Source organism: Glycocaulis alkaliphilus, assembly GCF_004000605.1.
In the GTDB taxonomy this organism is placed as follows: domain Bacteria; phylum Pseudomonadota; class Alphaproteobacteria; order Caulobacterales; family Maricaulaceae; genus Glycocaulis; species Glycocaulis alkaliphilus.
Map to the genome: position 1 here is coordinate 1,764,282 of NZ_CP018911.1, position 24,449 is coordinate 1,788,730.

Genomic DNA, 24,449 nt, shown 5'->3' on the forward strand with positions numbered 1-24,449 from the left:
AGTGGTCCGAAGGACCGAGGGGGGGGGGGGATGATCGAAACAAGCTCCCCCCTCCGTCAGCTGCGCTGCCGTTCGTCGCTCCGCGCCTCACCCCCCCGTAAACGGGGGAGGACATCGTTGCTGGCTCTGGGTTCCCGCCTGCGCGGGAACGAAGAAGAAAAGTGCCGCTACCGGGTCTCTAGAAGAGCGCCCCCTATCGCGCGTCCAAACACCGCCGCGTCCACATTCCCGCCCGTGGCGACCACAATCGTCGTGCGGCCCTTTGCGTCTATCCTGCCCGACAGCACGGCGGCCAGCGCACACGCCCCGCCCGGCTCCAGCACGATTTTCAGATGCTGCCAGGCAAAAGCGATGGCAGCCATGGCCTCCTCATCGCTGACCACGCCAACGCCCTTCAGGCGGGGCTGGTTGATGGGGAAGGTCATCTCGCCCGGCGCGTGCGACAGGAGCGCGTCCTGCAATGATCCCGATGACTGCAGATTGCTCTCACGCTGGCCAGAGGCGAGCGAGCGGGCATGATCGTCAAAGCCTTCGGGCTCCGCGCCATAAACGTCGATGTCCGGCGCTTTCTCCGCCAGCGCCAGATTGATCCCGGCCAGCAAACCGCCCCCGCCGACGCAGCAGACGAGCTGATCTGCCGTCTCGCCACGCTCTTCAAGCTGGTGTGTGATTTCCAGCCCGCACGTGCCCTGCCCGGCAATGACGCCGAAATGGTCAAAGGACCCGATCAGCGTCGCACCTGTCTCTTCGCACAGGCGCCGGGAGATCGCCTCGCGGTCCTCGCTGGCGCGGTCATAGGTGACGACGTGGCCGCCCCTCGCCCGCACGCCCTCGGCCTTAATCGACGGCGCGTCTGCCGGCATGACGATAGTGGCCGGGATGCCAAACAGCTTTGCCGCCTCGGCGATACCTTGCGCGTGATTGCCGGATGAAAAAGCGACGACGCCGCGCGGGCGGTCAGCGTCCGGGATCAGCGAAATAGCGTTATAAGCGCCGCGAAACTTGAAAGAGCCGGTGCGCTGCAGGCACTCGGCCTTCACCAGCACGCGCCCGCCGGCAGCCTCGTCCAGCGCCGGGCTCCACAGCAAGGGCGTGCGCACCGCCAGCCCCTCCAGGCGCGCCGCTGCCTGCAGGACATCACTGAAGCCGGGTAGATGCATGCTCTCTCCTCCGCGCACGGGCCGCTTGCTGCATCACGGCCATATCTGCTGCAAGCAAGTTGCGCAAAAGGTATTGCATCGCAGCGCGGGCGCGCCTTTGATACCGGCAACTTCAAACAACGGGTCAGGCAGGCGGGCAAAAGCTCTGCCGGTGAATGGCCGGTAACATCCGAGCGGGAGGACAAACGCCATGTTGCGTGGACAGATGATGAATCGCCAGCTGATGATTTCTGGCATTCTACAGCATGCAGCCGACAATCACGGAGGCCGCGAGATCGTGAGCCGCCTGCCCGACACGGGTGAGATTCACCGTTATGGCTGGAAAGACTGCCACGCCCGCGCCAAGCGCCTCGCCAATGTGCTGACCGGCCCGCTGAAAGTGAAATCCGGCGACCGGGTGTCCACCATTGCCTGGAATACGCACCGCCATCTGGAGCTGTATTACGCGGTATCGGGCGTCGGGGCCGTTATCCATACGGTCAATCCGCGCCTCTCGCCCGACCAGATCGCCTGGATGCTCGACCACGCCAAGGCCAAGCACGTCTTCTTCGATGTGTCGTTTGCGCCCATCATCGATGCCGTCGCCAAAAAGTGCAAAACCGTCAAACGCTTCGTCGTGATGACGGACAGCGCGCACGCGCCGAAAACGGCCACCAGATGCGATGCATACGAAGACCTGCTGAAAAGCGCCTCGCCGGACTATGACTGGCCGGAGTTTGACGAGAATCTCGCCGCCGGCCTGTGCTACACCTCCGGCACGACGGGCGATCCCAAGGGCGCGCTCTATTCGCACCGATCCACCGTGCTGCATGCCATGGCGTGCCTCGGTCAGGACGTGCTGGGCGTCGGCTCGCGCGGTACGATCATGCCGGTCGTCCCGATGTTCCACGTCAACGCCTGGGGCGTGCCCTATGCCACGGCCATGGGCGGCGGCAAGCTGGTCATGCCGGGTGCGCAGCTGGACGGCAAATCCCTGCAGGAGCTGATCGAGAGCGAGCAGGTTACACAGGTGCTCGGCGTGCCGACCGTCTGGCTCGGCCTGCTGCAGTATCTGCGTGAGAGCGGCAAGCGTATCGACAGCGTGGAGAACGTGCTGATGGGCGGCTCTGCCATGCCTGAAGCGCTGCTGCGCGCCTATCAGGACGAATACGGCGTGGACATGCAGCAGGGCTGGGGCATGACCGAGATGAGCCCGCTGGGCACGGTCGGCAAGCTCCTGCCCAAGCACGATGACCTCTCCGATGACGAGAAGATCAAGATCAAGCTGAAACAGGGCCGGCTGATCTATGGCGTGGAAATGCGCGCCGTGGACGATGATGGCAATGTGCTGCCCCGGGACGGCAAGTCCTCGGGCCATATCCAGGTGCGCGGCCCGTGGATCATCGATGCCTATTTCCGCGGTGCTGGCGCCGAGGCCTTCACCGATGATGGCTGGTTCCGCACCGGCGATGTCGGCTATCTCGACACCGATGGCTATATGACCATCACCGACCGCTCCAAGGACGTCATCAAGTCCGGCGGTGAATGGATCAGCTCCATTGATCTGGAAAACGTGGCCATGGGCCACCCGGACGTGATGATGGCAGCCGCGGTGGGCATGCCGCACCCCAAATGGCAGGAGCGTCCGCTGCTGGTTATCCAGCCCAAGCCCCACACCACGCCCACAGCCGAGGCCATTCAGGAATTCCTCGCCGAACGCCTGCCCAAATGGTGGGTGCCGGACGGGATCGAGTTCATCGACGAAATGCCGATCGGCGCAACCGGCAAGATCCTGAAAACCCGCCTGCGGGAAATCTACAAGGATTATCAATTCCCCGACGCGGGGTAGGTCTGCCCTACTCTCGTCATTCCGGGCCAGTGTTTTCCTCCCCCGTTTACGGGGGAGGTGGTCCGAAGGACCGGAGGGGGGAAATCTTTCTCAACAATCCCCCCCTCGCCGCTTCGCGGCACTCCCCCCGTAAACGGGGGGAGAAAACTTGTGGTCCCACCAAACCGGCTCAGTAAAATTACCAACCTGTCACTTGCGGTCTCCGCGAAACATACTACCTTTATCGAAAATCGATAAAAGGAGCCCGCAAATGGAAATCCTCGTTCTTCTTCTGGTTGGTCACTTCCTGCCCACAATCGTTGCGCTCGCGCGCGGCCATCACAACGGCTTTGCCATCTTCCTGACGAACCTGCTGCTCGGCTGGACGGTCATTGGCTGGGTGGTGGCGCTGATCTGGTCGACGACGGCCGTCCAGCGGCGCGCCACCATCATCAACGCCTGATCACTCGGCGGGCTTGACCGGCACCCCGGCCCTTGCCGCCTGCGTCGGCGGCACAACGGGCCGGGCCTTGCCCTCAATCGCGGTCATCGGCGCATAGCGCAGCACCAGAAAAGCGGTAATGGCGCCCGCCAGCACATTGGCCAGCGCATAACCACTTATCATGCCCACCGGGCCAAACTGCGCCGCTCCCAGCCAGACCAGCGGCACCAATAGCGCGAAACAGCGCATCAGATTGATCCCCACCCCCAGCAGCGGACGGCCCAGCCCGTTGAATCCGGCGGCAGCGGCCATGGCGATTCCATAGCCGCCCATGGTCACCGGCGCGATCCACCAGGTCAGCCGGGCCATGGCCTGCGCCTCTTCAGACGGCAGGAACAGCCACGAAAGCGGATAGGCCAGCACCGCCAGTACAGCTGCCATAGCAACGCCCCAGCCTGCACAGAACAGGAAGGCGGAGCGGAAGGCCTCGCGCACGCGCTCGATATGACCAGCGCCGCCATTCTGGCCCGTAATGGGCCCAATCGAACCGGACAGCGCGAAGAGCGGTATCAGGGCCAGCGCTTCCAGCCGGCCGGCCACGCCAAATCCGGCCACGACCGGCTCGCCAAATTGTGCAGCGGCGGCGAACACAAACGTCATCGCCATCGGGTTGATCATGTTGGAGCCGGCTGCAGGCGCGCCGATGCGTGCGATCTCGCCCCAGTTCCAGGCGATCTCGGAAAAGCCCGGCCAGGACAGATCCAGGATCTTCTCGCGGAAAATCATGATCCCCATCGCCACTACGAAAACTACCAGGTTGGAAATCAGGGTGGCCAGCGCCGCGCCCTCGACCTCCATCGCCGGTATCGGCCCCAGACCGAATATCAGGATCGGATCGAGGATCATGTTCAGCACGGCGGCGATGATCATGATGATGCTGGGCAGGATAGCATCGCCGAGCGCACGCAGAATATTGCTGGCGATCATCGGGCCGACCATGAAGATGATGCCGGCGAACCAGATGACCATGTATTCGCGCACGAAGGGCATCATCGCCTCGCTCGCGCCCATCAGGCGGAAGAGCGGGTCAATCAGGGCGATGCCGATGGCCGAAGTGATGGCGGTAATGACCAGCGCCAGAAGCACGGCGTCGGTCGCCACGCGTTTCGTGCGCTCGCCATCACCGCGCCCGGCCGCGCGCGCCACCACCGATACCGCCCCTGCCCCCAGACCGATGGCGATACTCATCACCGCCATGGAAACGGGAAACACGAACTGCACGGCGGCCTGCTGCACGGTACCCAGGCGGCCCACCCAGTAGGCATCGACAATGCCGACCAGCATCATGGCGACAATGCCAAAGCTCATGGGGATGACCATCCGCATGATGTGCCCGAAGACCGGGCCCTGCGTCAGGTCGCGGGCATTGCGTTTCTGGGACATGCAGGAAGAACCGGCCTTTTAAGAATGGCTCTCACATTTAGGCGCGACCGGCCGCCCCCGCCAGTGGCAGTTCGTAAAATCTTTGTCACGGCCTGTGGGTAAGGTCGAAACTCGCCATGCCGGCAAGGTTTACGATGTCGGACACCGGCGATCCCAGCCGCGCAATCTGCACTGATTTTTCCAGGCCCACGAGCAGTCCCTCGATCACGGTTGCCCCGCCCGTCGCCTTCAGGAGCCGCGTGGCAATGGAGGCGGAGTGGACGGCCGGCATGACCAATACGTTCGCTGCGCCCGACAGGCGCGAGAAGCTGTAAGCTTCATGATGATCGGGGTTCAGGGCCACATCCGCCGCCATCTCGCCCTCATACTCGAAGTCCACGCCGCGCGCGTCCAGAACGCGTACCGCGCTCTGGATTTTTTCGGTACGGATGCCCGGCGGGTTCCCGAAGGTGGAGTAGGACAGGAACGCCACGCGCGGGGTAAGGCCCAGCTTGCGGGCGGCAGCAGCGGCGCCAACGGCGATGTCGGCCAGTTCGGGGGCTTCGGGAAATTCGGTAACGTTGGTGTCGGCTATAACCACCGTCCGGCCCCGGCTGATCGCCAGAGACAGGCCGATAAGCCGGCCTCCGGGCGCCTCGTCCAGAACGAGGCGTATATCCGACAGCGTGTTCATGAAGTGGCGGGTGACGCCGGTCACCATACCCTGCGCATCGCCAAAGCGCAGCATGCAGGCGGAGAACACGTTGCGGTCGTTATTGACGAGGCGCTGCACGTCCCGGCGCAGATAACCCCGGCGCTGCAGGCGCTCATACAGGAAGTCCACATAGTCCGGATTCTGGTCAGACAGACGTGCGTTCCAGATTTCCAGCGAGCCGGGATCAATGCCCAACTCCTTCATATTGGCTTCGGCGATTTTCTCGCGCGCAACCAGTACCGGCGTGCCTAGCCCCTGCGCCTGGAAAGCGGCGGCAGCACGGATCACGCTCGGCTCCTCGCCTTCGGCGAACACGATGCGCTTGGGCTCTGCCTTGATGACTTCGGTAATATGCTGCTGCAGCGCGGCGGTCGGATCGAGCCTGCGCGCCAGCCGCGCACGATAACCTGAGCCCTCTTCGGGCATGGGCAGGCGGGCGACACCGCTATCCACCGCCGCCTTGGCAATATAGGGCGGTACAAACGAAATCAGGCGCGGATCAAAGGGTGACGGGATGATGTAATCACGGCCAAAGCTGAGGCGGGCGGAGCGATTGGCACGCGCCACCTCGTCGGGCACATCGGTGCGGGCAAGGTCAGCCAGCGCCCGCGCCGCAGCCAGCTTCATCTCCTCATTGATCGTCGTGGCACGCACGTCGAGCGCGCCACGGAAGATGTAAGGAAAGCCCAGCACATTGTTGACCTGATTGGGAAAATCAGACCGGCCCGTAGCGATGATCGCATCCGAGCGCACCTGCTTGATGAGATCGGGCATGATCTCCGGTGTCGGATTGGCCATGGCGAAAATGATCGGGTCCGCCGCCATGGACTTGACCATTGCCTGGCTGACAATGCCGCCCGCCGACAGGCCCAGCATCACGTCGGCGTCGACCATTGCCTCATCTAGCGTGCGCATGTCCGTCTCACGGGCATGCGAGGCCAGACGGGGATGCAGATCGTTCCGGCCGGTATGGACCACACCGTTCACGTCGATAATGGTGACATGATCGTGCTGCACGCCGAGCGACTTGATGAGTTCGAGAACGGAGAGCCCCGCCGCCCCGGCCCCGATCAGCACGACCTTGATGTCTTCAAACTTCCGGCTGGTCAGGTGGCAGGCATTCATCAGTCCCGCAGCCGCGATAATGGCGGTGCCGTGCTGATCGTCATGGAACACCGGAATTGCAAGCCGCTCACGCAATTTCGCTTCGATTTCAAAGCATTCGGGAGACTTTATGTCTTCCAGGTTTATGCCGCCAAAACTGTCGCCAAACCCCGCCACACAATCGATGAACTTCTCGGGATCCTCGTAGTCGATCTCGATATCGAAGGCGTCTATATCGGCAAAGCGCTTGAAAAGGACCGCCTTGCCTTCCATCACCGGCTTGGAGGCGCGCGGCCCCAGATTGCCAAGGCCCAGAATGGCTGTGCCATTGGACACGACGGCGACCATATTGCCCTTCGACGTATAGTCGTAGACGGCGTCAGGATCGGCTGCGATGGCGCGCACGGGCGCCGCCACGCCCGGACTGTAGGCCAGAGCCAGGTCACGCTGCGTCGCCATGGGCTTGGTCGGTGCCAGCGCCAGCTTGCCCGGCGGATCCTGACGGTGGAAGGCCAGTGCATCCTCATCGGTACGCGAGCTGGACGTGTCTGGCGGGCTCATTTCGGGCATGGGATACACTTTCAGATCGGCAAATCAGGCTGACGGGCTTGGTTAAAGGCTATAGCCGGGCAGAACCGGCTCGGCTAGCGCTTCAGACGGGCGAGCGCTGCAAGGCGCGCCTGCTCGCGCCCAAGGTTTTCCAGTGCAGCCGGAAGCGCATCCAGCAGGTCTTCTGCCGTACCGCCCGGCGGCAGGTGATAGCCCGCCTCGCCATGCAGGAAGGCAGCTGACCGCGCGGCCTCGAACGGCGCTACCCCTTGCGCCATCAGGGCACCGATAATTCCCGCCAGCACATCGCCGCTGCCTGCCGTGGCGAGGCGTCCGCTGGCGTGGACATTCACCGCTGCGCGGCCTTCAGGGTGCGCGATCACGGTCGCCGGGCCCTTTAGCAGCACGATGGCACCGGCTCGCCGTGCGGCCTCCTGGACAGCCTCAATCGGACGACTACGTGGCCGCCCGGCAATGTCCGGGAACAGCCGGGCAAATTCTCCCGCATGCGGTGTCAGCACGGCCCGCTCATGCAGGGCTGCGAACAGCGCTTTCGGGTCATTAGCGAACACGCTCAAGGCATCGGCATCGAGCACGGTCTGAATCCCGGTGGCGAGCGCTGCCAGCACGCGCTCTTTCAGTGTCTCGTTCAGCCCCGCTCCCGGCCCGATCACCAGCGCGCTGGGCCGTTGAAAGTTTAAGGTTTTGGCAAAATCCTCCTCGCGGATGGACTTCGTCATCACGGCAAGACTGGCGCTGGCTGCTTCCATCAACGAGGCGGGCGGGCAAAGCAGCGTGACGAGCCCTGCCCCGGTTTTCAGCCCCGCCATGGCTGAAAGACGCGCGGCACCCGTTGCCCCCGGCGGCCCCGCCAGCACGCACAGCCGGCCCTTGCCGTGCTTGTGCGCCCCGCTGTCATGCGCCGCATCCGGCAAAGTGATGCCCGGCAGTTGCACGATGTCCGGGAGAGCGCCTGCACCCTGCCGCCAGCCATCCGGGATACCGATGTCGACGACGATGATCTCGCCGCAGGCAGCCCGCGCCGGGTGGAAGAGATGGGCGGCTTTCAGCCGGTGAAACGTCACCGTCAGATCAGCCTCGATACACAGCCCTTCAACGGCGCCATAATCGCCGTGAGCGCCGCTGGGCACATCCACCGCCACAATCGCGCAATCGCTCTCAGCGAGGCTTCTGGAGGCCTCCAGGGCCACGCCCTCCAGCGGCCTTGAGAGGCCAGACCCGAACAGAGCATCGACGACCAGAGCGAAGCGCTCCGCCTTGAATGAATCCAGTGGCTGGACCGCACCCGTCCAGAGGCGTGCCATATGCGCGGCATCGCCTTTCAACGCCGCTGTATCGCCCAGCGAAAATACGTCGACGGCCCAGCCCTGCTCCGCCAGCAGGCGCGCGACGACATACCCGTCACCGCCATTATTGCCCGGGCCACACAGAATGGCGGCAGGACGTGGCGCCCACCGCGCCATAATGGCTTGCGCCACCCCTGCCCCGGCGCGCTCCATCAAGGCAGCCGACGCGATACCACTCTTCACGGCGAACGCGTCGGCGCGTGCCATTGCGGCACAGTCCAGCACCTCCGGCCCCGGCAGGCCCATTGCCCCACCCTTGAACATTCGTGCCTCACCTCCGGGCAGCCACTCTGGACGTCATGCCACTTCGGCCAGATTGGCTTGAGACGCGTCATGGCTTGGCTATGCGTGTCCCCATCAAGGAGACCTGCTTCATGAAGAAGATCGAAGCGATCATAAAGCCTTTCAAGCTCGATGACGTGAAGGAAGCCCTTCAGGAAATCGGACTGCAAGGCCTGACAGTGACCGAAGCCAAGGGCTTCGGACGGCAGAAAGGCCATACCGAGCTCTATCGCGGTGCAGAGTACGTGGTCGATTTCCTGCCGAAGATAAAGATCGAACTGGTGATTCCCGATAGCCGCGTGGATGCTGCCGTCGAAGCCATCCAGAACGCGGCTCAGACCGGACGCATCGGCGACGGCAAGATTTTCATCATGCCGGTCGAGACCGCCATTCGTATCCGCACCGGAGAAACCGGCGACGACGCGCTTTAGACGCTGCGCTCCGCCTTCCCATCATCCCCGAGCGCCTAGCGGCGCACAACACTGAAACGAGGACGACATGTCAGACGCGATCCTGAAGAAGATCAAGGACGAGAATATCGAATACGTGGACCTGCGCTTTACCGACACGCGCGGCAAGCTGCAGCACGTGACCTTTGACAAGTCGATGGTCGATGCCGACTTCTTTGAAGATGGCCAGATGTTTGACGGCTCCTCGATCAATGGCTGGAAGGCCATCAACGAGTCCGACATGGTGCTCAAGCCCGACACCGCTGGCGCGTTCGTCGATCCGTTCTTCCAGGAGCCGACGCTCGCTGTCTTCTGCGACATCTACGACCCCATCACTGGCGAGCCCTATAATCGCGACCCGCGCACGACCGCGAAGAAGGCCGAGACCTACATGGCCTCCGCCGGCATTGGCGACACGGCCTATTTCGGACCGGAAGCCGAGTTTTTCGTCTTTGATGATGTGCGCTGGAAAACGGCGCAGAACGAGACCGGCTATGTGCTGGACTCCGAGGAAGGCCCGTACAATTCCGGCACCATGATGGAAGGCGGCAATCTGGGACACCGCCCCGGCCCGAAGGGCGGCTATTTCCCGGTTCCGCCGGTCGATTCGGCGCAGGACATGCGCACCGAGATGCTGGCGGTCATGCGCGAGCTGGGCCTCGAGCCGGAAAAACATCACCACGAGGTCGCGCCGAGCCAGCACGAGCTGGGGATGAAATTCTCCACCCTGCTGAACATGGCCGACCGCATGCAGCTCTACAAATACATCGTCCACAATGTGGCCGCGTCCTACGGCAAAACGGCAACCTTCATGCCCAAGCCCGTCTATGCCGATAACGGTTCGGGCATGCACGTCCACCAGTCGATCTGGAAGGACGGCAAGCCGCTCTTTGCCGGCGACAAATATGCCGACCTGTCGGAGATGTGCCTTTATTATATCGGTGGCATCATCAAGCACGCGCGTGCCATCAACGCATTCTCCAACCCGACCACGAACTCCTACAAGCGTCTCGTGCCGGGTTATGAGGCCCCGGTCCTGCTCGCTTATTCGGCGCGTAACCGCTCGGCGTCCATCCGCATCCCGTATGTCGGCTCACCCAAGGGCAAGCGTATCGAAGCGCGCTTCCCCGATCCGGCCGGCAACCCGTACCTGACCTTCACCGCTCTTCTGATGGCCGGTCTTGATGGCATCGCCAACAAGATCCACCCCGGCGACGCGATGGACAAGGACCTCTACGACCTGCCGCCCGAAGAGCTGAAAGACATCCCGACGGTGAGCGGCAGCCTGCGCGAGGCGCTGGCCAATCTCGATGCCGACCGTGAGTTCCTCAAAAAGGGCGGCGTGATGGATGACGACCAGATCGACGCCTATATCGACCTGAAGATGGAAGAGGTCAGCCGGATCGAGCATCACCCTCACCCGGTCGAGTTCGAGCTCTACTACAAGGTCTGATCAGACCTGCCTTCCAGTGAAGCAGGCCCGCCGGTTATCCGGCGGGCCTTTTTCGTGACTGTTATGGAAAGATTACAAGCGCGTCTGAGTGGTCGACGGGCGCATAAGCATCGTCTAAGACTCTTTGCGGCTTACTGTGCCTGGCTCTCGCCGGGCCAGAGGGGAATGTCCGCCGGAGGGTCTATATGCGCCGTCGTCTTCTTACTGCTGCATCGCTTGTAGCGCTGTGCTCATCGCCAGTCTGGGCTGATGAGGAGATTAGCAGCGAACGCACCAGCCCGGTGCGGACATCCGATGCCGGTGACATCGTCATCACCTCCAGCGGACGCGTGACGCTGACCGGCAATAGCGGCCCTGCAGTCGTCATCGATTCTGATAACTCGGTGGAAACGCGCTCTGGCTCAAGCATCACCATTGCCGACCAAAGCAACGCAACGGGAATTTTTCTCGAAGGCGGCCGTACGGGCAGCCTGAGCCACGGTGGCGTTATTCAGCTTACTGACGAAAGTCTGTCGCTCAATACGGCGCTCAACGAACCGCTTGGTGCTCTCACCGAAGAAACCAACAAGACCGGCATTCTGGTAGGCGCCGCAGGCGAACCGGCATTTGTCGGCGATGTAACGGTCACGGGTGGCGTAGCCGTTGTCGGCCAGAACTCCTACGGAGTGCGCGTCGTTTCGGGCATTGATGGCAACCTTAATCTCGGCGGAACGATCAGCGTCACGGGCGAAAACAGCACTGTCGTTTCGGTCGAGGGTCCGGTCAGCGGCGACGTCGTTGTTCGTAACGTCTCGAACATCAATGCCACCGGAGCAGGCTCGACCGCCCTCGCAGTCAATGCAGACATCGGCGGCGGTGTTCGTATATCAGGCCCCTTACAGGCGAACGGTTACCGCATTTCCGACCGCACCTTGCGCGAAGTGTTCCAGGCCCTTGCTGAAAACGGCAGCCCCATCGCTGAGGACCAGCGCCAATCAGGCCCGGTCGTCGTGATTGCTGGATCCGTGGTGGACGGCGTCTTCATTGCCGGCGGGCAAGACGGCGCAACCGCTGGCATCATCAACGGGCTCGGCAGCGCACCGTCACTGGTGGTCCAGACAGCTGCAGGCGCGACGGGACCGCTCACGCTTGGCGAAGTGGTCTACGAGGAAGCGGACACGAGCGAGGACGCCGAAGAAGGCGATACCGTAACCACTAATCGCGGGTTTGGACTGGTCAACGACGGGAACATCAGGGCAAACGGCGTGTTCGACGGCGTCAGCTCCACCGCGATACTGATCGCAGGACGTGACGTGAACGGCACCGTTCAGGCCGCCATTCTGGGCGCAGGCGGTTTCGAGAACACTGGGTCGGTGGTCTCTGTCGCCTATGATGCCCACACGACCGCTGTTCATCTTGGTGACGGCGCGCAAATGGCTGGGTTCACCAACTCAGGGAGCGTGTTTGCCACTTCTGCGCGCGGATTTGACGATGACGGCTTCGCCGACAACGCGTTCGGCACGGGCTCCGCGACTGCAATCCATATCGAATCCGGTGTGCTGATCGACCGGATAGACAATACAGGCACCATTCGCGGGCGTGTAAACACTGGCGGTGTGGCGGCCACCGGCATCCACATTGAAAACAACACGCTGCAAACCATCACGAACACCGGCACGATTGCCGCTGATGCCGTCGATCTTGCAGACAGCGCAAATCCTGTTCTGACGGCCATTGACGCACGCAACATGACTGCTGGCCTGACAATCACTCAGTCGGCAGCAACCGGTGAGAATGCCGTGGCGCCCGCAATCGCCGGCGACATCCGCTTCGGCTCCGGCGACGACACGCTCGACATTCAAGCCGGAACAGTAACCGGCGACATCTATTTCGGAGCGGGCGCCGATAACCTGATCCTGCGCAACGCGACGCTGACCGGCGCGATTAACTCCGGCGATGGCCAGCTCACCATAGATGTTGAGAACTCCAACCTCGAGCTGGGGCTCACCAATCAGGTCAATATAACGTCGGCGCGGTTCGGCGACGGAGCGGTCCTTAACCTCGTTCTGGACCGGAACACGTCCGCCAATGCGTCTGTGTCAGCCAGCGGCGAAATATCATTCGAACACGGGTCTGAACTTGTCGTGTCCCTGTCCGAGCTGGTTGGCGCGGCTCAGACCTATCAGGTGCTCTCTGCCGGCACGCTGAATATCGCCGACGAGGCGGTGATCCTTGAGGCCGTCGACACGCCCTTCATCTACTCTGCAACGCTGGAGCGCGATGCCGGCGATCCCAATTCGCTGGTGCTGAGCCTGGAGCGGAAAACAGCCGAGCAGATCGGGTTCGATCCCAACCGCGCTGCCGTTTATGACGCGGCACTTTCCCTGTTTGATGATGTCAGCTCGCTGGGCAATGCCATCGCATCGATCCGCGACGCCGACGCATTCTACAGTGCGTACGACCAGCTGCTGCCCGAATACGCGGCCAGCGCAATCCAGTTTGCCCTTGCCTCCCACGACGCCGCTGCAGGGGCGCTGTCCACGCGTCTGCGCAATGCGCGCCTGTCGCCGTCCGAACTTGCCGGTCTGTGGATCCAGGAGTTTGGCTATTACGCTGACCGTACAGGCTCCGCCCTGGGGCCGGGCTATCGCGGTTACGGGGTTGGGCTTGCCGTCGGTATCGACCGGCCACTCGGGCCGTTCTATGCAGTAGGCATGAGCCTTGCCGGCGCGGCAAGCGAGATCGAACAGATCGGGCTCAACCATGATCCGATGACCACTTTGATGGGTCAGGTATCAGGCTACGCCGCCATCGACTTTGGCGGTATTGACGCGTCGTTCACCGCTTCAGCAGGCATCAACCGATTCGAGACCCAGCGTAATATCGGTATTGGCAGCTATACCGGCTCCACGTCTGCTGACTGGGGTGGCTGGCATTACTCCCTGTCTGCCCAGGCCGGGCGTGACATTCCGCTAGGCAACTGGATCGTCAGGCCGGAAGCCTCCCTGACCTGGCTTTCGATTTCCGAAGACGGTTTCAATGAAATCGCGCTCGACAACACGGCCCCGGAACTTGCCCTGTTTGTCGATAGCCGCACGACCAGCGCGCTGACAGGCGGAGCCACGGTTACCGTCGCCCGCATGTTCCAGCGCTCGGGCAGCTGGTGGATGCCCTATGCCCGCGTAGGCTATCGCGGTGATTTCTCCGGAAATTCAGGCGAAACAACGGCCCGGTTTGGTGAGAACGGCACGCCCTTTACGCTTCGCGCTGCAGACTTGCCTTCGGCTGGCCTGCTGGCTGGTCTGGGCTTCTCCGGAGGCTCGAACTACACGACATTCACCTTCGCCTATGACGCAGACTATCGCGACGACTACGTGAACCACGTGCTCCGTCTCGTGCTGCGGATGAATTTCTAGGCCGGTTTAACGCCTCTTAACCATGGCGAGGGATACACTCTGGCCATGGTTATACGTCTGGCCCTCTTCTTTGCGCTTCTGGCGGCGGCGGCAATCCTGGTGGCCGCCTGCAGCCATCGCGCGCCCCCGACGCAGGTGCAGAACGCCTGCTCCATCTTCGCCCAGTATCCGGCATGGCGGCGCGCGACCGAACGGGCCGAACGCCGTTGGGGCCTGTCCCAGGGCACGCAGCTGGCCTTCGTGAACCGCGAATCCAGCTTCGTCGCCAATGCCCGCCCGCCCCGCACCCGCAGGCTGATCGTGCTTCCGGGGCCCCGTGCCTCATCGGCGCATGGGTATGCCCAGGCGCTTGACGGCACGTGGGACTGGTATCGCGAGCAGACCGGCAACCGCTCCGCGCGGCGGACGAACTTCGCTGACGCAGTGGATTTCATTGGCTGGTACGCCTCAATGAGCCAGCGCCTGTCGCGCATCTCGCTGGACGATCCGCGCAATCTCTACTTCGCCTATCATGAGGGCCATACCGGCTATAATCGCGGCACCCACAACTCCAAGGCCTGGCTGCAACGCGCCGCCAGCCAGGTGGAGGCCGATGCCCGCCGCTATGACAGCCAGCTGCGCTCCTGCCAGCGCCGCAGCCGCTGGTTCCGGTAGTAGAAAAGCCGCGTTGAGTGCTTTCCCGCACCGCCCGCAATCGGGCAAGGTGCAAAGTGATGACCCACGATTCGCAAAACGACCTGTTCGGCGGCGGCGCGCCTGCTCCGAAACCCGCCTCGCCCGCCCCGCGCGCAGAGCCTGAGCCCGTGAAGGCAGCAGAGCCCCCTGCGCCGCGCGCGCCAGCGGCCTCCCCTGCTCCAACACCTCCGCCGCAGCCCGGCTATAACGCCTCCTCGATCGAGGTGCTTGAAGGGCTGGAGCCGGTGCGCAAGCGGCCGGGCATGTATATTGGCGGCACCGATGAGCGCGCGCTGCATCACCTCTTCGCCGAAGTGCTGGACAACGCGATGGACGAGGCCGTGGCAGGCCATGCTGACCGCATCGAGGTGAGCCTCGATGAGGAAGGCTTTGTCACCGTCACCGATAATGGCCGCGGCATCCCGGTAGACGAGCATCCGAAATTTCCCGGCAAGTCGGCGCTGGAAATCGTGATGACCACGCTGCACTCAGGCGGCAAGTTCTCCGACAAGGCCTACCAGACCGCCGGCGGCCTGCACGGGGTGGGCATCTCCGTCGTCAACGCGCTGTCAGAGCGGGTCGAGGTGGAAGTGGCGCGCGACCGCACCCTCTGGGGGCTCAATTTCTCGCGCGGCACGCCGCTGGGCAGTCTGGAAAAGCTTGGTGCAGCGCCCAACCGGCGCGGCACCAAAATCCGCTTCAAGCCCGATCACGAGATTTTCGGCAGCCGCGCGCATTTCAAGCCCGCGCGCCTGTTTGCCATGTCTCGCTCCAAGGCCTTCCTGCGCCGGGGCGTGGAGATACGCTGGTCGTGCGTGCCTGAGCTGGTCGAAGGCACGCCCACGCCTGCAGAGGCCGTGCTGTCCTTCCCCGGCGGGCTGGCCGATCACCTTGAAGAACTTGTCAAAGGCGCAGCCCTCGTCACCGAAAGCTTCTCAGGCCGTGTCGAGCGCTCCGAAGGGCGCATGGGCGCGGTGGAATGGGCCGTAGGCTTCTCCGCCAACGGATTTGGCGAGCATGACAGCTTCTCCAACTCCTACTGCAACACCGTACCCACGCCGCAAGGGGGTACGCATGAGGCGGGCCTGCGCGCCGCGCTCTCGAAGAGCCTCAAAGCGCACGCCGAGCTGGCCGGCAATCGCAAGGCGGGCCTCATCACACCCGATGATGTGATGGGCGGGGCAGGTGTGCTCGTCTCCATCTTCCTCAAAGACCCGGAGTTTCAGGGCCAGACCAAGGACCGGCTTTCTACACCGGAGGCGCAGCGTCTTGTCGAGAACGCCATCCGCGACCGGTTCGACCACTGGCTCGCCGCCCGGCCGAAGGAAGCCGCGCGCCTGATCGACTGGGCGGTGGAGCGCGCCGAGGACCGGCTGAAGAAGAAGAAGGAAAAGGAAGTCCAGCGCCAGAGCGCCACGCGCCGCCTGCGCCTTCCCGGCAAGCTGGCGGACTGTTCCACCGCCGGCGCAGACGGGACCGAAATCTTCCTCGTCGAGGGCGATTCCGCCGGCGGCTCGGCCAAGCAGGCGCGCGACCGCAAGACGCAAGCCATCCTGCCCCTGCGCGGCAAGATCCTGAATGTTGCCTCTGCGACGCCGGACAAGATCGCCGCCAATCAGGAAATCTCCGATCTGATGCTGGCGCTCGGCACCCGTCCGGGCTCGACATTTGACCTTGATGAGCTGCGCTATGAGCGCGTCATCATCATGTGCGACGCGGACGTGGACGGCGCGCATATCGCGGCCCTGCTCGCCACCTTCTTCTACCGCTTCACGCCGGGCCTGATCGAGAGCGGACGCCTGTTCATGGCCCAGCCGCCCCTCTATCGCCTGACCGTGGGGGCGAAGACCCTCTACGCGCAGGACGACGCGGAGAAGGACGCCATTATGAATGGCGAGTTCAAGGGCAAGCGCGTGGAGCTTGGCCGCTTCAAGGGCCTCGGCGAGATGACGCCGCCGCAACTGAAAGCCACCACGATGAACCCGCAGACGCGCTCACTCGCGCGCGTGACCATTGATGACGCCTTCCGCGAGGAGGCCGATGATCTGGTTGAAACCCTGATGGGCAAGAAGGCAGAGCTTCGCTTCCAGTACATCCAGGAACACGCGCCCTTCGTGGAAGCGATTGATTTGTAGTGTTTATCCGCTCAACTCCCTGTGATGTAACACAATAACCCCCTTCCCCCTGCGGCGGATTCCGGCGAACGTGCCCGCAACGCAATTATCCGGGGAGGGTTGAACGGTGGCGATACACGGTTCACGGGAAAAGGGCGCGCTATGGCCGATGATGGCGGGCGCGCTGGCAGGGCTGGCAGCCCTTGGCCTTGCGGCCTGTAACGGCGATGCTGGCGAGACGGGCAACGGCAATGGCGCCAGCGCTGGCAATGGCGACGGTCTTGTCCGCTTCAACCCGGACCCCTACCCCTCCACCTACACCCCCTTCCCCTCTGAAGTGGTGCTCATTCAGGGCGCGACCGTTTTTGATGGCATTGGCGGCGAGTTCGAGAATTACGACGTCCTCATGCAGGATGGGCGCATTGCCAGTATCGGCGAAGGCCTTGAAGCGCCAGAAGGCGCAACCATCATTGACGGGCGCGGACGCTATGTGACGCCGGGCGTGATCGATATTCACTCCCATCTGGGCGTCTACCCCTCCCCCGGTGTCAGTGCGCACAATGACGGCAATGAGATCACCAGCCCGGTGACGGCGGAGGTCTGGGCCGAGCACGGCGTCTGGCCTCAGGATCCGGGCTTTGACGCGGCTTTGGCCGGCGGCGTGACCACGCTGCACGTCCTGCCGGGCTCGGCCAACCTCTTTGGCGGGCGCGGCGTGACGCTGCGCAATGTGCCTTCGCGCACCGTGCAGGGCATGAAGTTCCCTGATGCCCCCTACACGCTGAAAATGGCCTGCGGGGAGAACCCGAAACGCGTCTATGGCGGACAGGGCCGCGCGCCCGGCTCGCGCATGGGCAATATGGCCGGATACCGCGAGGCCTGGCAGCGCGCAGTGGAATACCGCCGCAGCTGGCAGCGTTACTGGGACGCCGGCGATGCCGACGCCACCCCGCCCACCCGCAATCTGGAGCTGGATACGCTGATGGGCGTGCTGGAAGGCGAAATCCTCATCCAGATGCACTGCTACCGCGCTGATGAAATGGCGCTGGTGCTCGATATGGCGCGCGAGTTCGACTATCGCATCACCACATTCCATCACGCGGTCGAGGCCTACAAGATCGGCGATCTTCTGGCAGAAGACGATGTCTGCGCGGCCGTGTGGGCTGACTGGGGCGGGTTCAAGATGGAAGCCTACGACTCCATCAACGAAAACCTCGCCCTTGTTCACGCCGCAGGCGCGTGCGCGATGATCCATTCCGACGACCAGCTGGGCATCCAGCGCCTCAATCAGGAGGTCGCCAAGGCGCTCGCCGCCGGAAGGCGGCTCGGCATTGAGGTCACAGATGGCGAGGCAGTCGCCTGGTTCACCTCGAACCCCGCACGCGGGCTTGGCATTTTCGACGAGACGGGCTCGCTGGAAGCGGGCAAGCGCGCCGATGTCGTGCTCTGGTCGGCCCATCCCTTCTCCAGCTACGCCGTTGCCGACCATGTCTATATCGACGGCGCGCTGATGTTTGACCGCGATGATCCCGAGCGGCGCACCGTGCGCGATTTCACCCTCGGCCAGCCCGGCGAAGGAGTGCTGTAAAATGTTGAAATCCATGATCTCTGCAGCCGCCTTGGCCGCCATCAGTCTTGGTACGGCATCAGCCCAGACCATTGCCGTCACCAATGGCCGTGTCGTCACCAATAGCGATGCCGGCATCGTCGAAAGCGGTTCGGTGCTTATCCAGGACGGCTTTATCGTGGCCGCTGGCGCGAACATCGCCATTCCCGCTGGCGTGGACACCATCGACGCCAATGGCGGCTGGATCACGCCGGGCATCTTCCACCCGCACACCCAGCTTGGCCTGATCGAAGTGGGCCTTGAAAGCACCACCTCCGACGTGTCGGCGCCGGGCGCCAGCTTCACCGCCGCGATCGATGTGGCCGACGGGTTCAACCCGTCGGGCGGACATATCCCGGACAGCCGCCGCCGGGGGATTACCCGCTTTGCGGTATTCCCCTCCACCGCACGCGGCGTGATTGGCGGGCGCGGCGCACTGGCCAACAGCTCCGGCAGGCCGGATTCGCTCTTTGACGACCGCACCTTCCTCTATATCGACCTGTCGCAATCGGGCGCACAGACCGCTGGCGGATCACGCAATGCGGCCTGGGCCTATCTGCGCGCTGCCTTCGAGGATGCCCGCTTCTATCCGGGCCGCTTCATGTCCCACCATGAGGGCGATGCCATCAACCGTTTCGACGCGGCGTCGCTGGTGTCTGCCGTGCGCGGCGAAATCCCGATTGCCCTTCAGGTGGAACGCGCATCCGACATCCGCCGTGCCCTGCGCTTTGCCCAGCAGCATCCCTCAGCGCGCTTCATTCTGGTCGGCGCGGCCGAAAGCTGGATGGTCGCCGACGAAATCGCCGCCGCGGGCATTCCCGTCATCATCGACCCCTTGCGTAACCTGCCTGCCAGCTTTGACGTGCTGGCGGCACGCCTGGACGCCCCTGCACGCCTGCATGCCGCAGGCGTGCAAACCGCCTACACCACGATCAGCGCGGACCTCTATTTCAACCCCCGCCTGATCACTCAGCACGCCGGCAATGCGGTTGCCAATGGCGCTAGCTGGGAGGATGCCTTCCGCGCCATCACCCTCACCCCGGCCGAGATCCACGGCGTAGGCGAGCGCTATGGCGCTCTTGCAGAGGGTTATGCCGGCGATGTGGTGGTCTGGGATGGTGACCCGCTGGAGGTGATGAGTGCGCCGGTGGCCGTCATCATTGACGGCGAGAACCAGTCCCTGGTCTCGCGCCAGTCACGTCTGGCAGAGCGCTATGCCGAGCAGGTACCAAACGGGCATTATGGCTATCGCCACTAGAGAGAATCGCTGCCGCAGGTATGGGCGTTAAGCCACAGTGCGGCACTGATACATCACGTCTGCGCTAGGACGCGTTGACACCCAATGGCGCGCGCCTATGTTGCGCGACGCAAGCGGCTTGCGATCCGCGCGACCCGCCCGAACGTACGATAGCGCGCCCCGTGCCATAATGGCGGGGCGGATATGAGGCGCATGACTTTTGATGATCTGGGCTTGAGCCCGAACCTGCTGGCAGCCATCAAGGACGCTGGCTATACCGCCCCTACCCCCATTCAGGCCGGTGCCATTCCGGTGGCATTGACCGGACGCGACGTTCTGGGCATTGCCCAGACGGGTACGGGCAAGACCGCCTCCTTCACCCTGCCGCTCATCGAACGCCTGTCGCGTGGCCGTGCCCGTGCCCGCATGCCGCGCTCGCTCATTCTCTGCCCGACGCGCGAACTCGCCGACCAGGTGGCACAGAATGTCCGCCTCTACGCGAAGAACCACAAGCTGACCATGGCGCTGCTGATTGGCGGGGTCGCCTTCCAGCCGCAAAAGGAGATTCTCGACAAGGGCGCGGACATTCTCATCGCGACGCCCGGCCGCCTGCTCGACCATTTTGAACGCGGTGGTCTGATGCTCATGGGCATCGAGATCATGATCGTCGACGAAGCCGACCGCATGCTGGACATGGGCTTTATCCCGGACATCGAGCGCATTTTCTCGCTGGTTCCGCCGCGCCGCCAGACGCTGTTCTTCTCCGCAACGATGCCCAACGAGATCGTGCGGATCGTCAATACCTTCCTGAAAGATCCCGAGCGCATCGAAGTCTCGCGCCCTGCGCAGACCGCTGAGACCATCAAGCAATACATCGTGCGCGTCGCCGATGGCTCTCCGGCGGGCAAACGTGCCGCGCTGCGTGCTGCGATCAACCGCGATGGCGTGAAGAACGGTATCGTGTTCTGCAACCGCAAACGCGATGTCGATATTGTCGCGCGCTCGCTGCAACGCCATGGCTTCTCTGCGGCCCCGATCCACGGTGATCTGGCACAGGCCCAGCGGATGAAGACGCTGGCCGATTTCAAATCGGATCAGGTGCGCATTCTCGTGGCGTCCGACGTCGCCGCGCGCGGTCTGGATATTCCCGCCGTCAGCCATGTCTTCAATTTCGACATCCCGCGCAACGCCGATGATTATGTCCACCGCATTGGCAGGACCGGCCGCGCCGGGCTGACCGGGGAATCGATCACGCTGGTAACGGGCGATGACAAGAAGTCGCTGGCCAATGTGGTGAAGCTTATCGGGTCAGAGCCAGAGACGCTGGCGCTTGATGGCGCTGCAACGCCCGCCGCCGCACCCGCAAGGACAGACGACGCCGAAGGCGAGGTCAAGGCAGCCCGCTCACGCCGTGGCGGCCGCTCCCGGACGCGCCCCGCAACTGACAAGCCCGATGACCAGGCCGCGGCCAAGGCCCCAGCCGACGCCCCTGCCCCCACTCCTGCAAACGACGCACAAAAGGGCAAACGCGCAAAACCGGCGAGCAAGGACGCGGGCGTTGAAGCGGCCGGCTTTGGCGATCATGTGCCAGAGTTCCTCTTGCGTTCGGCGCTCGGCTAGGCTTGAAAATAATTCAAATTCGGCGGTCGCGTTTACCCCATCTTTCCAAAACGCCCCTAATCTCCCCTCCCAAGGGAGTCATTGGTCCGAAGAATTCGGTCTGAGAAAACGGGGAAAGTCACGTGAACGGTCGCTTGCAAACACATGAAGGTTTTGATCTGGCGCGACGAGCGCTGGATCTGATGGTCGAGCACAAGGTTGCTCCCACCCCCCAAAACTATGCCGTCTGGGTCGCTTATGTCTCTGACTCCATCCCCGAGCTGTCAGAAGCACTTCAGAGCGCCGTAGACAAGGGCGGGCCGATTGATGACGAGCTGTGCGACGAGCTCTATGACCGCTATTTCACCTTCAAGCGCATTCAGGACGCTGTTCTTGATACCGGCGGCGCTATGAGCCGCGAACTCGGCGCGGTGGTGAAAACCCTGGAAGCGGCCGAACGCGACACCGCCGCTTATGGCGAGGCCCTGGCTGGCGCGTCCGGCCAGCTGGACGACGCCACAGACACGGTCACCTTCAAACGCATGGTGGAGGGACTGGTATCCGCCACTGCCCGCATGCAGCGCCGTTCGAGGGAGCTGGAGCGCCGCCTGCAGGAAACCTCCGTCGAGGTGAACCAGCTGCGCGGCAATCTCGAAAAGGTCCGCGAAGAAGCGATGACCGATGCCCTCACCGGCCTCGCCAACCGCAAACGCTTTGACGAGTCCATGCGCAAGGCGCGCCGTGATTCCGATCTGCAGGGTGACGATTTCTGCCTGGTGCTGTGCGATATCGACCACTTCAAACGCTTCAACGACACCTGGGGTCACCAGACCGGCGATCAGATCATCCGCTTTGTCGCGGCCTGCCTCTCCCGCTTTGCAAAAGACACGCACATCGTCGCGCGCTATGGCGGCGAGGAATTTGCCATCGTCATGCCGAAGACCCAGCTAGCCGACGCTGCAGAAGTCGCCGAGAAAGTCCGTGCGACCGTTGAGTCCAAGCGCCTCTTGCGCAAATCCACCAACGAGGATCTCGGCCACATCACCGTGTCCATGGGGGTATCCCAACACCTGTCTGGCGAATCCGTCGAAAGCCTGATCGAGCGGTCCGACAGCAATCTTTACAAGTCCAAGCAAACTGGCCGGAACCGCGTCACAGTGGACCGTGCTCAGGACAATACCGGAGTAGCGGCTGCCTAGTCAGCCCCGGTAAAGCGCTTCCCATAACTGCCGTTTCAAACGAGAATGCATCTTCGGTCTCCGGGGGTGCATTTTTGTTATGGTGCAGCAGCGTACAGGCGAACCACAATCCCGGTGGCGCGGCGAGAACGTCTCGCGGGTGGAAAACCTCTCCGACATAATTTTCGCACTGGTGCTGCCCCTGGCGGCGTTGCAGTCTATCCCTCCTCGTTCGATGAGCTGGCAGGGCTCTGGCGCGGGGCGATTTCCATTGCCGTCTGCTTTGCGCTGGCATTCCTGCTGCCGGATTCCATCGCGGCTTTTGCCGGAGTGCTGTTCGCGCTCATGGGCCTGATAGCGTGGCTATGCTCGGCACGTGCCGAAGCGCGCATCCGCCAGCAGGGCGCCGCAGCGCCTTAGGTGACCGTTGGCGGGGCGGTCAGCCTGATGCTGTCACGTTGCTCCCAGCGCTCCAGAAATGCGCCAAGTTCCGGATGGGCCGCGCGCCAGTCCAGCTCCGCGTACCGCAGGTCAAGATAGGACAGCGCCACGGCAATCGAGAGAGCGCCGTGGTCTACCGACCGTTCAAACTGGCCGCGCTCACGATCCAGCTGTTCCAGCGTGCGGACGATCCCCCGCTCCCAGCGCTCGGTCCAGAGCTTGTAGCGCCGGTTGGCCGGCCGGTTCATCTCGATCCGGCGGCCTATGGTCAGGTCCATGAGACCATCCGCAACAGCCTGTTGGCGCAGGACCAGAATGCGGCTCTCGCCATTGGCAGGAATCCAGCGATCATCGTTCAGCGTGTCTATAAACTCGCAGATCAGCGGAGAATTGATCAGAGCCGGGCCGCTCTTGCGGATCAGGGCAGGCACCTTGCCGAGCGGATTGGCTGCGTGCAGCGCCGCCGGATCATCCAGCGGCGACACCTCGACCAGCTCGATCTTGCTTTCGAGGCTCTTCTCGATGATCAGCGCCCGGCATTTACGGGCGTAAGGCGATGTCGGCGAATAGAACAGCTGCATGCAAGCCCCCGAAATTCAGCAACCGGGTTTAAAAACTCGCAAGGCGGACGGCAAGTTGCCTAGACGGCGTTAGCCACAGGAATAATGGTGACGCTTTCGCCACACCCGCACGCATCGGTCTGGTTGGGATTACGGAACACGAATTTCGCGTGCAGCGGGGTCACTTCATAGTCGATCTGGCTGCCGAGCAGGAACAGGATCGCCTTGGAATCGATGACGATCTCGACGCCCTGATCCTCCACCCGCTCATCCAGCGGTGCAGGCGCCTCGACATAGTCCATCGTGTATTCCATGCCCGCGCAGCCGCCATTCTTCACGCCTACGCGCAAATAGCCCTTGCCCTCACGCGCCATCAGCGCGCGTACGCGCTCCGCAGCGGTTTCGGTGAGAGTGACGGGTTTGGGTCTTTCACGGGCCATGGGCTGGCTCCTAGAGCATATTCAGTTGAAGGCGGGCTTCGTCGGTCATCCGGTCCGGCGTCCAGGGCGGGTCGAAGGTGAGGCTCACCTCTGTCCGCTCAACCCCGTCCACCGTATTGCAGGCATCCTGCACCCAGCCCGGCATCTCGCCAGCCACCGGGCAGCCAGGCGCGGTCAGCGTCATCTCAACCTTCAGCGTCCGGTCATCTTCCAGATCGACCTTGTAGATCAGGCCCAGCTCGTAAATGTCGACCGGAATTTCCGGGTCATGCACGCGCTTGAGCGCGGCGACCACATCATCAGTGATGCGCGCGATTTCCTCGGCCGGGATCGCCCCCTCGCTCTCGGCAGAGGTTTCCGGCGCCAAAGGGCGCACAGGCGCAGCACCCAGATCGATGACATCGCGCTGGCGGCTGGCGGCGGGGCTGGCAGTGCTGGACATATCGTTCATTCC

Annotated in this window: 19 protein-coding genes; 12 read left to right on the forward strand and 7 right to left on the reverse strand. The window is 63.1% G+C overall.

Annotation, left to right across the window (positions count from 1 at the left end; all coding sequences use genetic code 11):
• Positions 1-167: 167 nt before the first annotated feature.
• Positions 168-1,160: a threonine ammonia-lyase gene (locus X907_RS08420; RefSeq protein WP_127567022.1), complete on the reverse strand. Its 993-nt coding sequence runs from the start codon at positions 1,158-1,160 to the stop codon at positions 168-170.
• 190 nt (positions 1,161-1,350) lie between these two features.
• Between X907_RS08420 and X907_RS08425 the strand changes: the two genes are divergently transcribed.
• Together X907_RS08425 and X907_RS08430 are read left to right on the forward strand one after the other, a co-directional pair.
• Positions 1,351-2,988 (forward strand): long-chain-fatty-acid--CoA ligase, encoded by a 1,638-nt coding sequence (locus tag X907_RS08425; protein ID WP_127567024.1) that lies wholly within the window; start codon positions 1,351-1,353, stop codon positions 2,986-2,988.
• Between the two features lie 250 nt (positions 2,989-3,238).
• Complete coding sequence (locus tag X907_RS08430) at positions 3,239-3,430, forward strand: superinfection immunity protein (protein ID WP_127567026.1); 192 nt, start codon at positions 3,239-3,241, stop codon at positions 3,428-3,430.
• Here the strand turns inward: X907_RS08430 and X907_RS08435 are convergent, their stop codons facing one another.
• The 3 genes from X907_RS08435 to X907_RS08445 form a co-directional block, all read right to left on the reverse strand.
• Positions 3,431-4,852: an MATE family efflux transporter gene (locus X907_RS08435; RefSeq protein WP_127567028.1), complete on the reverse strand. Its 1,422-nt coding sequence runs from the start codon at positions 4,850-4,852 to the stop codon at positions 3,431-3,433. It lies immediately after the preceding gene.
• A gap of 85 nt (positions 4,853-4,937) precedes the next feature.
• Positions 4,938-7,220, reverse strand: a complete 2,283-nt coding sequence (locus tag X907_RS08440) for an NADP-dependent malic enzyme (RefSeq protein WP_233352259.1) — start codon at positions 7,218-7,220, stop codon at positions 4,938-4,940.
• Positions 7,221-7,294: 74 nt separating this feature from the next.
• Entirely contained in the window at positions 7,295-8,830 is a 1,536-nt protein-coding gene (locus tag X907_RS08445) for an NAD(P)H-hydrate dehydratase (protein ID WP_233352261.1), read from the reverse strand.
• A gap of 110 nt (positions 8,831-8,940) precedes the next feature.
• Between X907_RS08445 and X907_RS08450 the strand changes: the two genes are divergently transcribed.
• The 10 genes from X907_RS08450 (at position 8,941) to X907_RS08495 (ending at position 22,974) form a co-directional block, all read left to right on the forward strand.
• Positions 8,941-9,279 carry a P-II family nitrogen regulator gene (locus X907_RS08450; RefSeq protein WP_127567030.1) on the forward strand — a complete coding sequence of 113 codons (339 nt, stop codon included), beginning with the start codon at positions 8,941-8,943 and terminating at the stop codon, positions 9,277-9,279.
• 67 nt (positions 9,280-9,346) lie between these two features.
• Positions 9,347-10,750, forward strand: coding sequence for a type I glutamate--ammonia ligase (glnA, locus tag X907_RS08455; RefSeq protein ID WP_127567032.1), 1,404 nt, complete (start codon positions 9,347-9,349; stop codon positions 10,748-10,750).
• 185 nt (positions 10,751-10,935) lie between these two features.
• A complete protein-coding gene (locus tag X907_RS08460; protein WP_127567034.1) occupies positions 10,936-14,145 on the forward strand; it encodes an autotransporter outer membrane beta-barrel domain-containing protein in 3,210 nt (1,069 codons plus the stop codon).
• 45 nt (positions 14,146-14,190) lie between these two features.
• Entirely contained in the window at positions 14,191-14,799 is a 609-nt protein-coding gene (locus X907_RS08465; RefSeq protein WP_127567036.1) for a transglycosylase SLT domain-containing protein, read from the forward strand.
• Between the two features lie 59 nt (positions 14,800-14,858).
• Complete coding sequence (parE, locus tag X907_RS08470) at positions 14,859-16,955, forward strand: DNA topoisomerase IV subunit B (protein ID WP_127567038.1); 2,097 nt, start codon at positions 14,859-14,861, stop codon at positions 16,953-16,955.
• 148 nt (positions 16,956-17,103) lie between these two features.
• The gene (locus X907_RS08475; protein WP_127569416.1) at positions 17,104-18,522 is read left to right on the forward strand and encodes an amidohydrolase; all 1,419 of its coding nucleotides are present in this window, start codon (positions 17,104-17,106) and stop codon (positions 18,520-18,522) included.
• 1 nt (position 18,523) lies between these two features.
• Entirely contained in the window at positions 18,524-19,798 is a 1,275-nt protein-coding gene (locus tag X907_RS08480) for an amidohydrolase family protein (protein ID WP_127567040.1), read from the forward strand.
• Between the two features lie 192 nt (positions 19,799-19,990).
• The gene (locus X907_RS08485; RefSeq protein ID WP_127567042.1) at positions 19,991-21,397 is read left to right on the forward strand and encodes a DEAD/DEAH box helicase; all 1,407 of its coding nucleotides are present in this window, start codon (positions 19,991-19,993) and stop codon (positions 21,395-21,397) included.
• Between the two features lie 122 nt (positions 21,398-21,519).
• Positions 21,520-22,575, forward strand: a complete 1,056-nt coding sequence (locus tag X907_RS08490) for a GGDEF domain-containing protein (protein ID WP_127567044.1) — start codon at positions 21,520-21,522, stop codon at positions 22,573-22,575.
• Positions 22,576-22,689: 114 nt separating this feature from the next.
• The gene (locus X907_RS08495) at positions 22,690-22,974 is read left to right on the forward strand and encodes a hypothetical protein (RefSeq protein ID WP_127567046.1); all 285 of its coding nucleotides are present in this window, start codon (positions 22,690-22,692) and stop codon (positions 22,972-22,974) included.
• On the opposite strand, the gene X907_RS08500 is transcribed toward X907_RS08495, so the two are convergent.
• Genes X907_RS08500 through X907_RS08510 form a run of 3 tightly spaced genes read right to left on the reverse strand, consistent with a single transcriptional unit; the run spans position 22,971 to position 24,437 of the window.
• Entirely contained in the window at positions 22,971-23,576 is a 606-nt protein-coding gene (locus X907_RS08500; RefSeq protein ID WP_127567048.1) for a glutathione S-transferase, read from the reverse strand. The genes X907_RS08495 and X907_RS08500 overlap by 4 nt on opposite strands.
• 59 nt (positions 23,577-23,635) lie before the next feature.
• Complete coding sequence (locus X907_RS08505) at positions 23,636-23,995, reverse strand: HesB/IscA family protein (RefSeq protein ID WP_127567050.1); 360 nt, start codon at positions 23,993-23,995, stop codon at positions 23,636-23,638.
• A gap of 10 nt (positions 23,996-24,005) precedes the next feature.
• Positions 24,006-24,437 carry an SUF system Fe-S cluster assembly protein gene (locus X907_RS08510; RefSeq protein WP_127567052.1) on the reverse strand — a complete coding sequence of 144 codons (432 nt, stop codon included), beginning with the start codon at positions 24,435-24,437 and terminating at the stop codon, positions 24,006-24,008.
• Between the last annotated feature and the right edge of the window lie 12 nt (positions 24,438-24,449).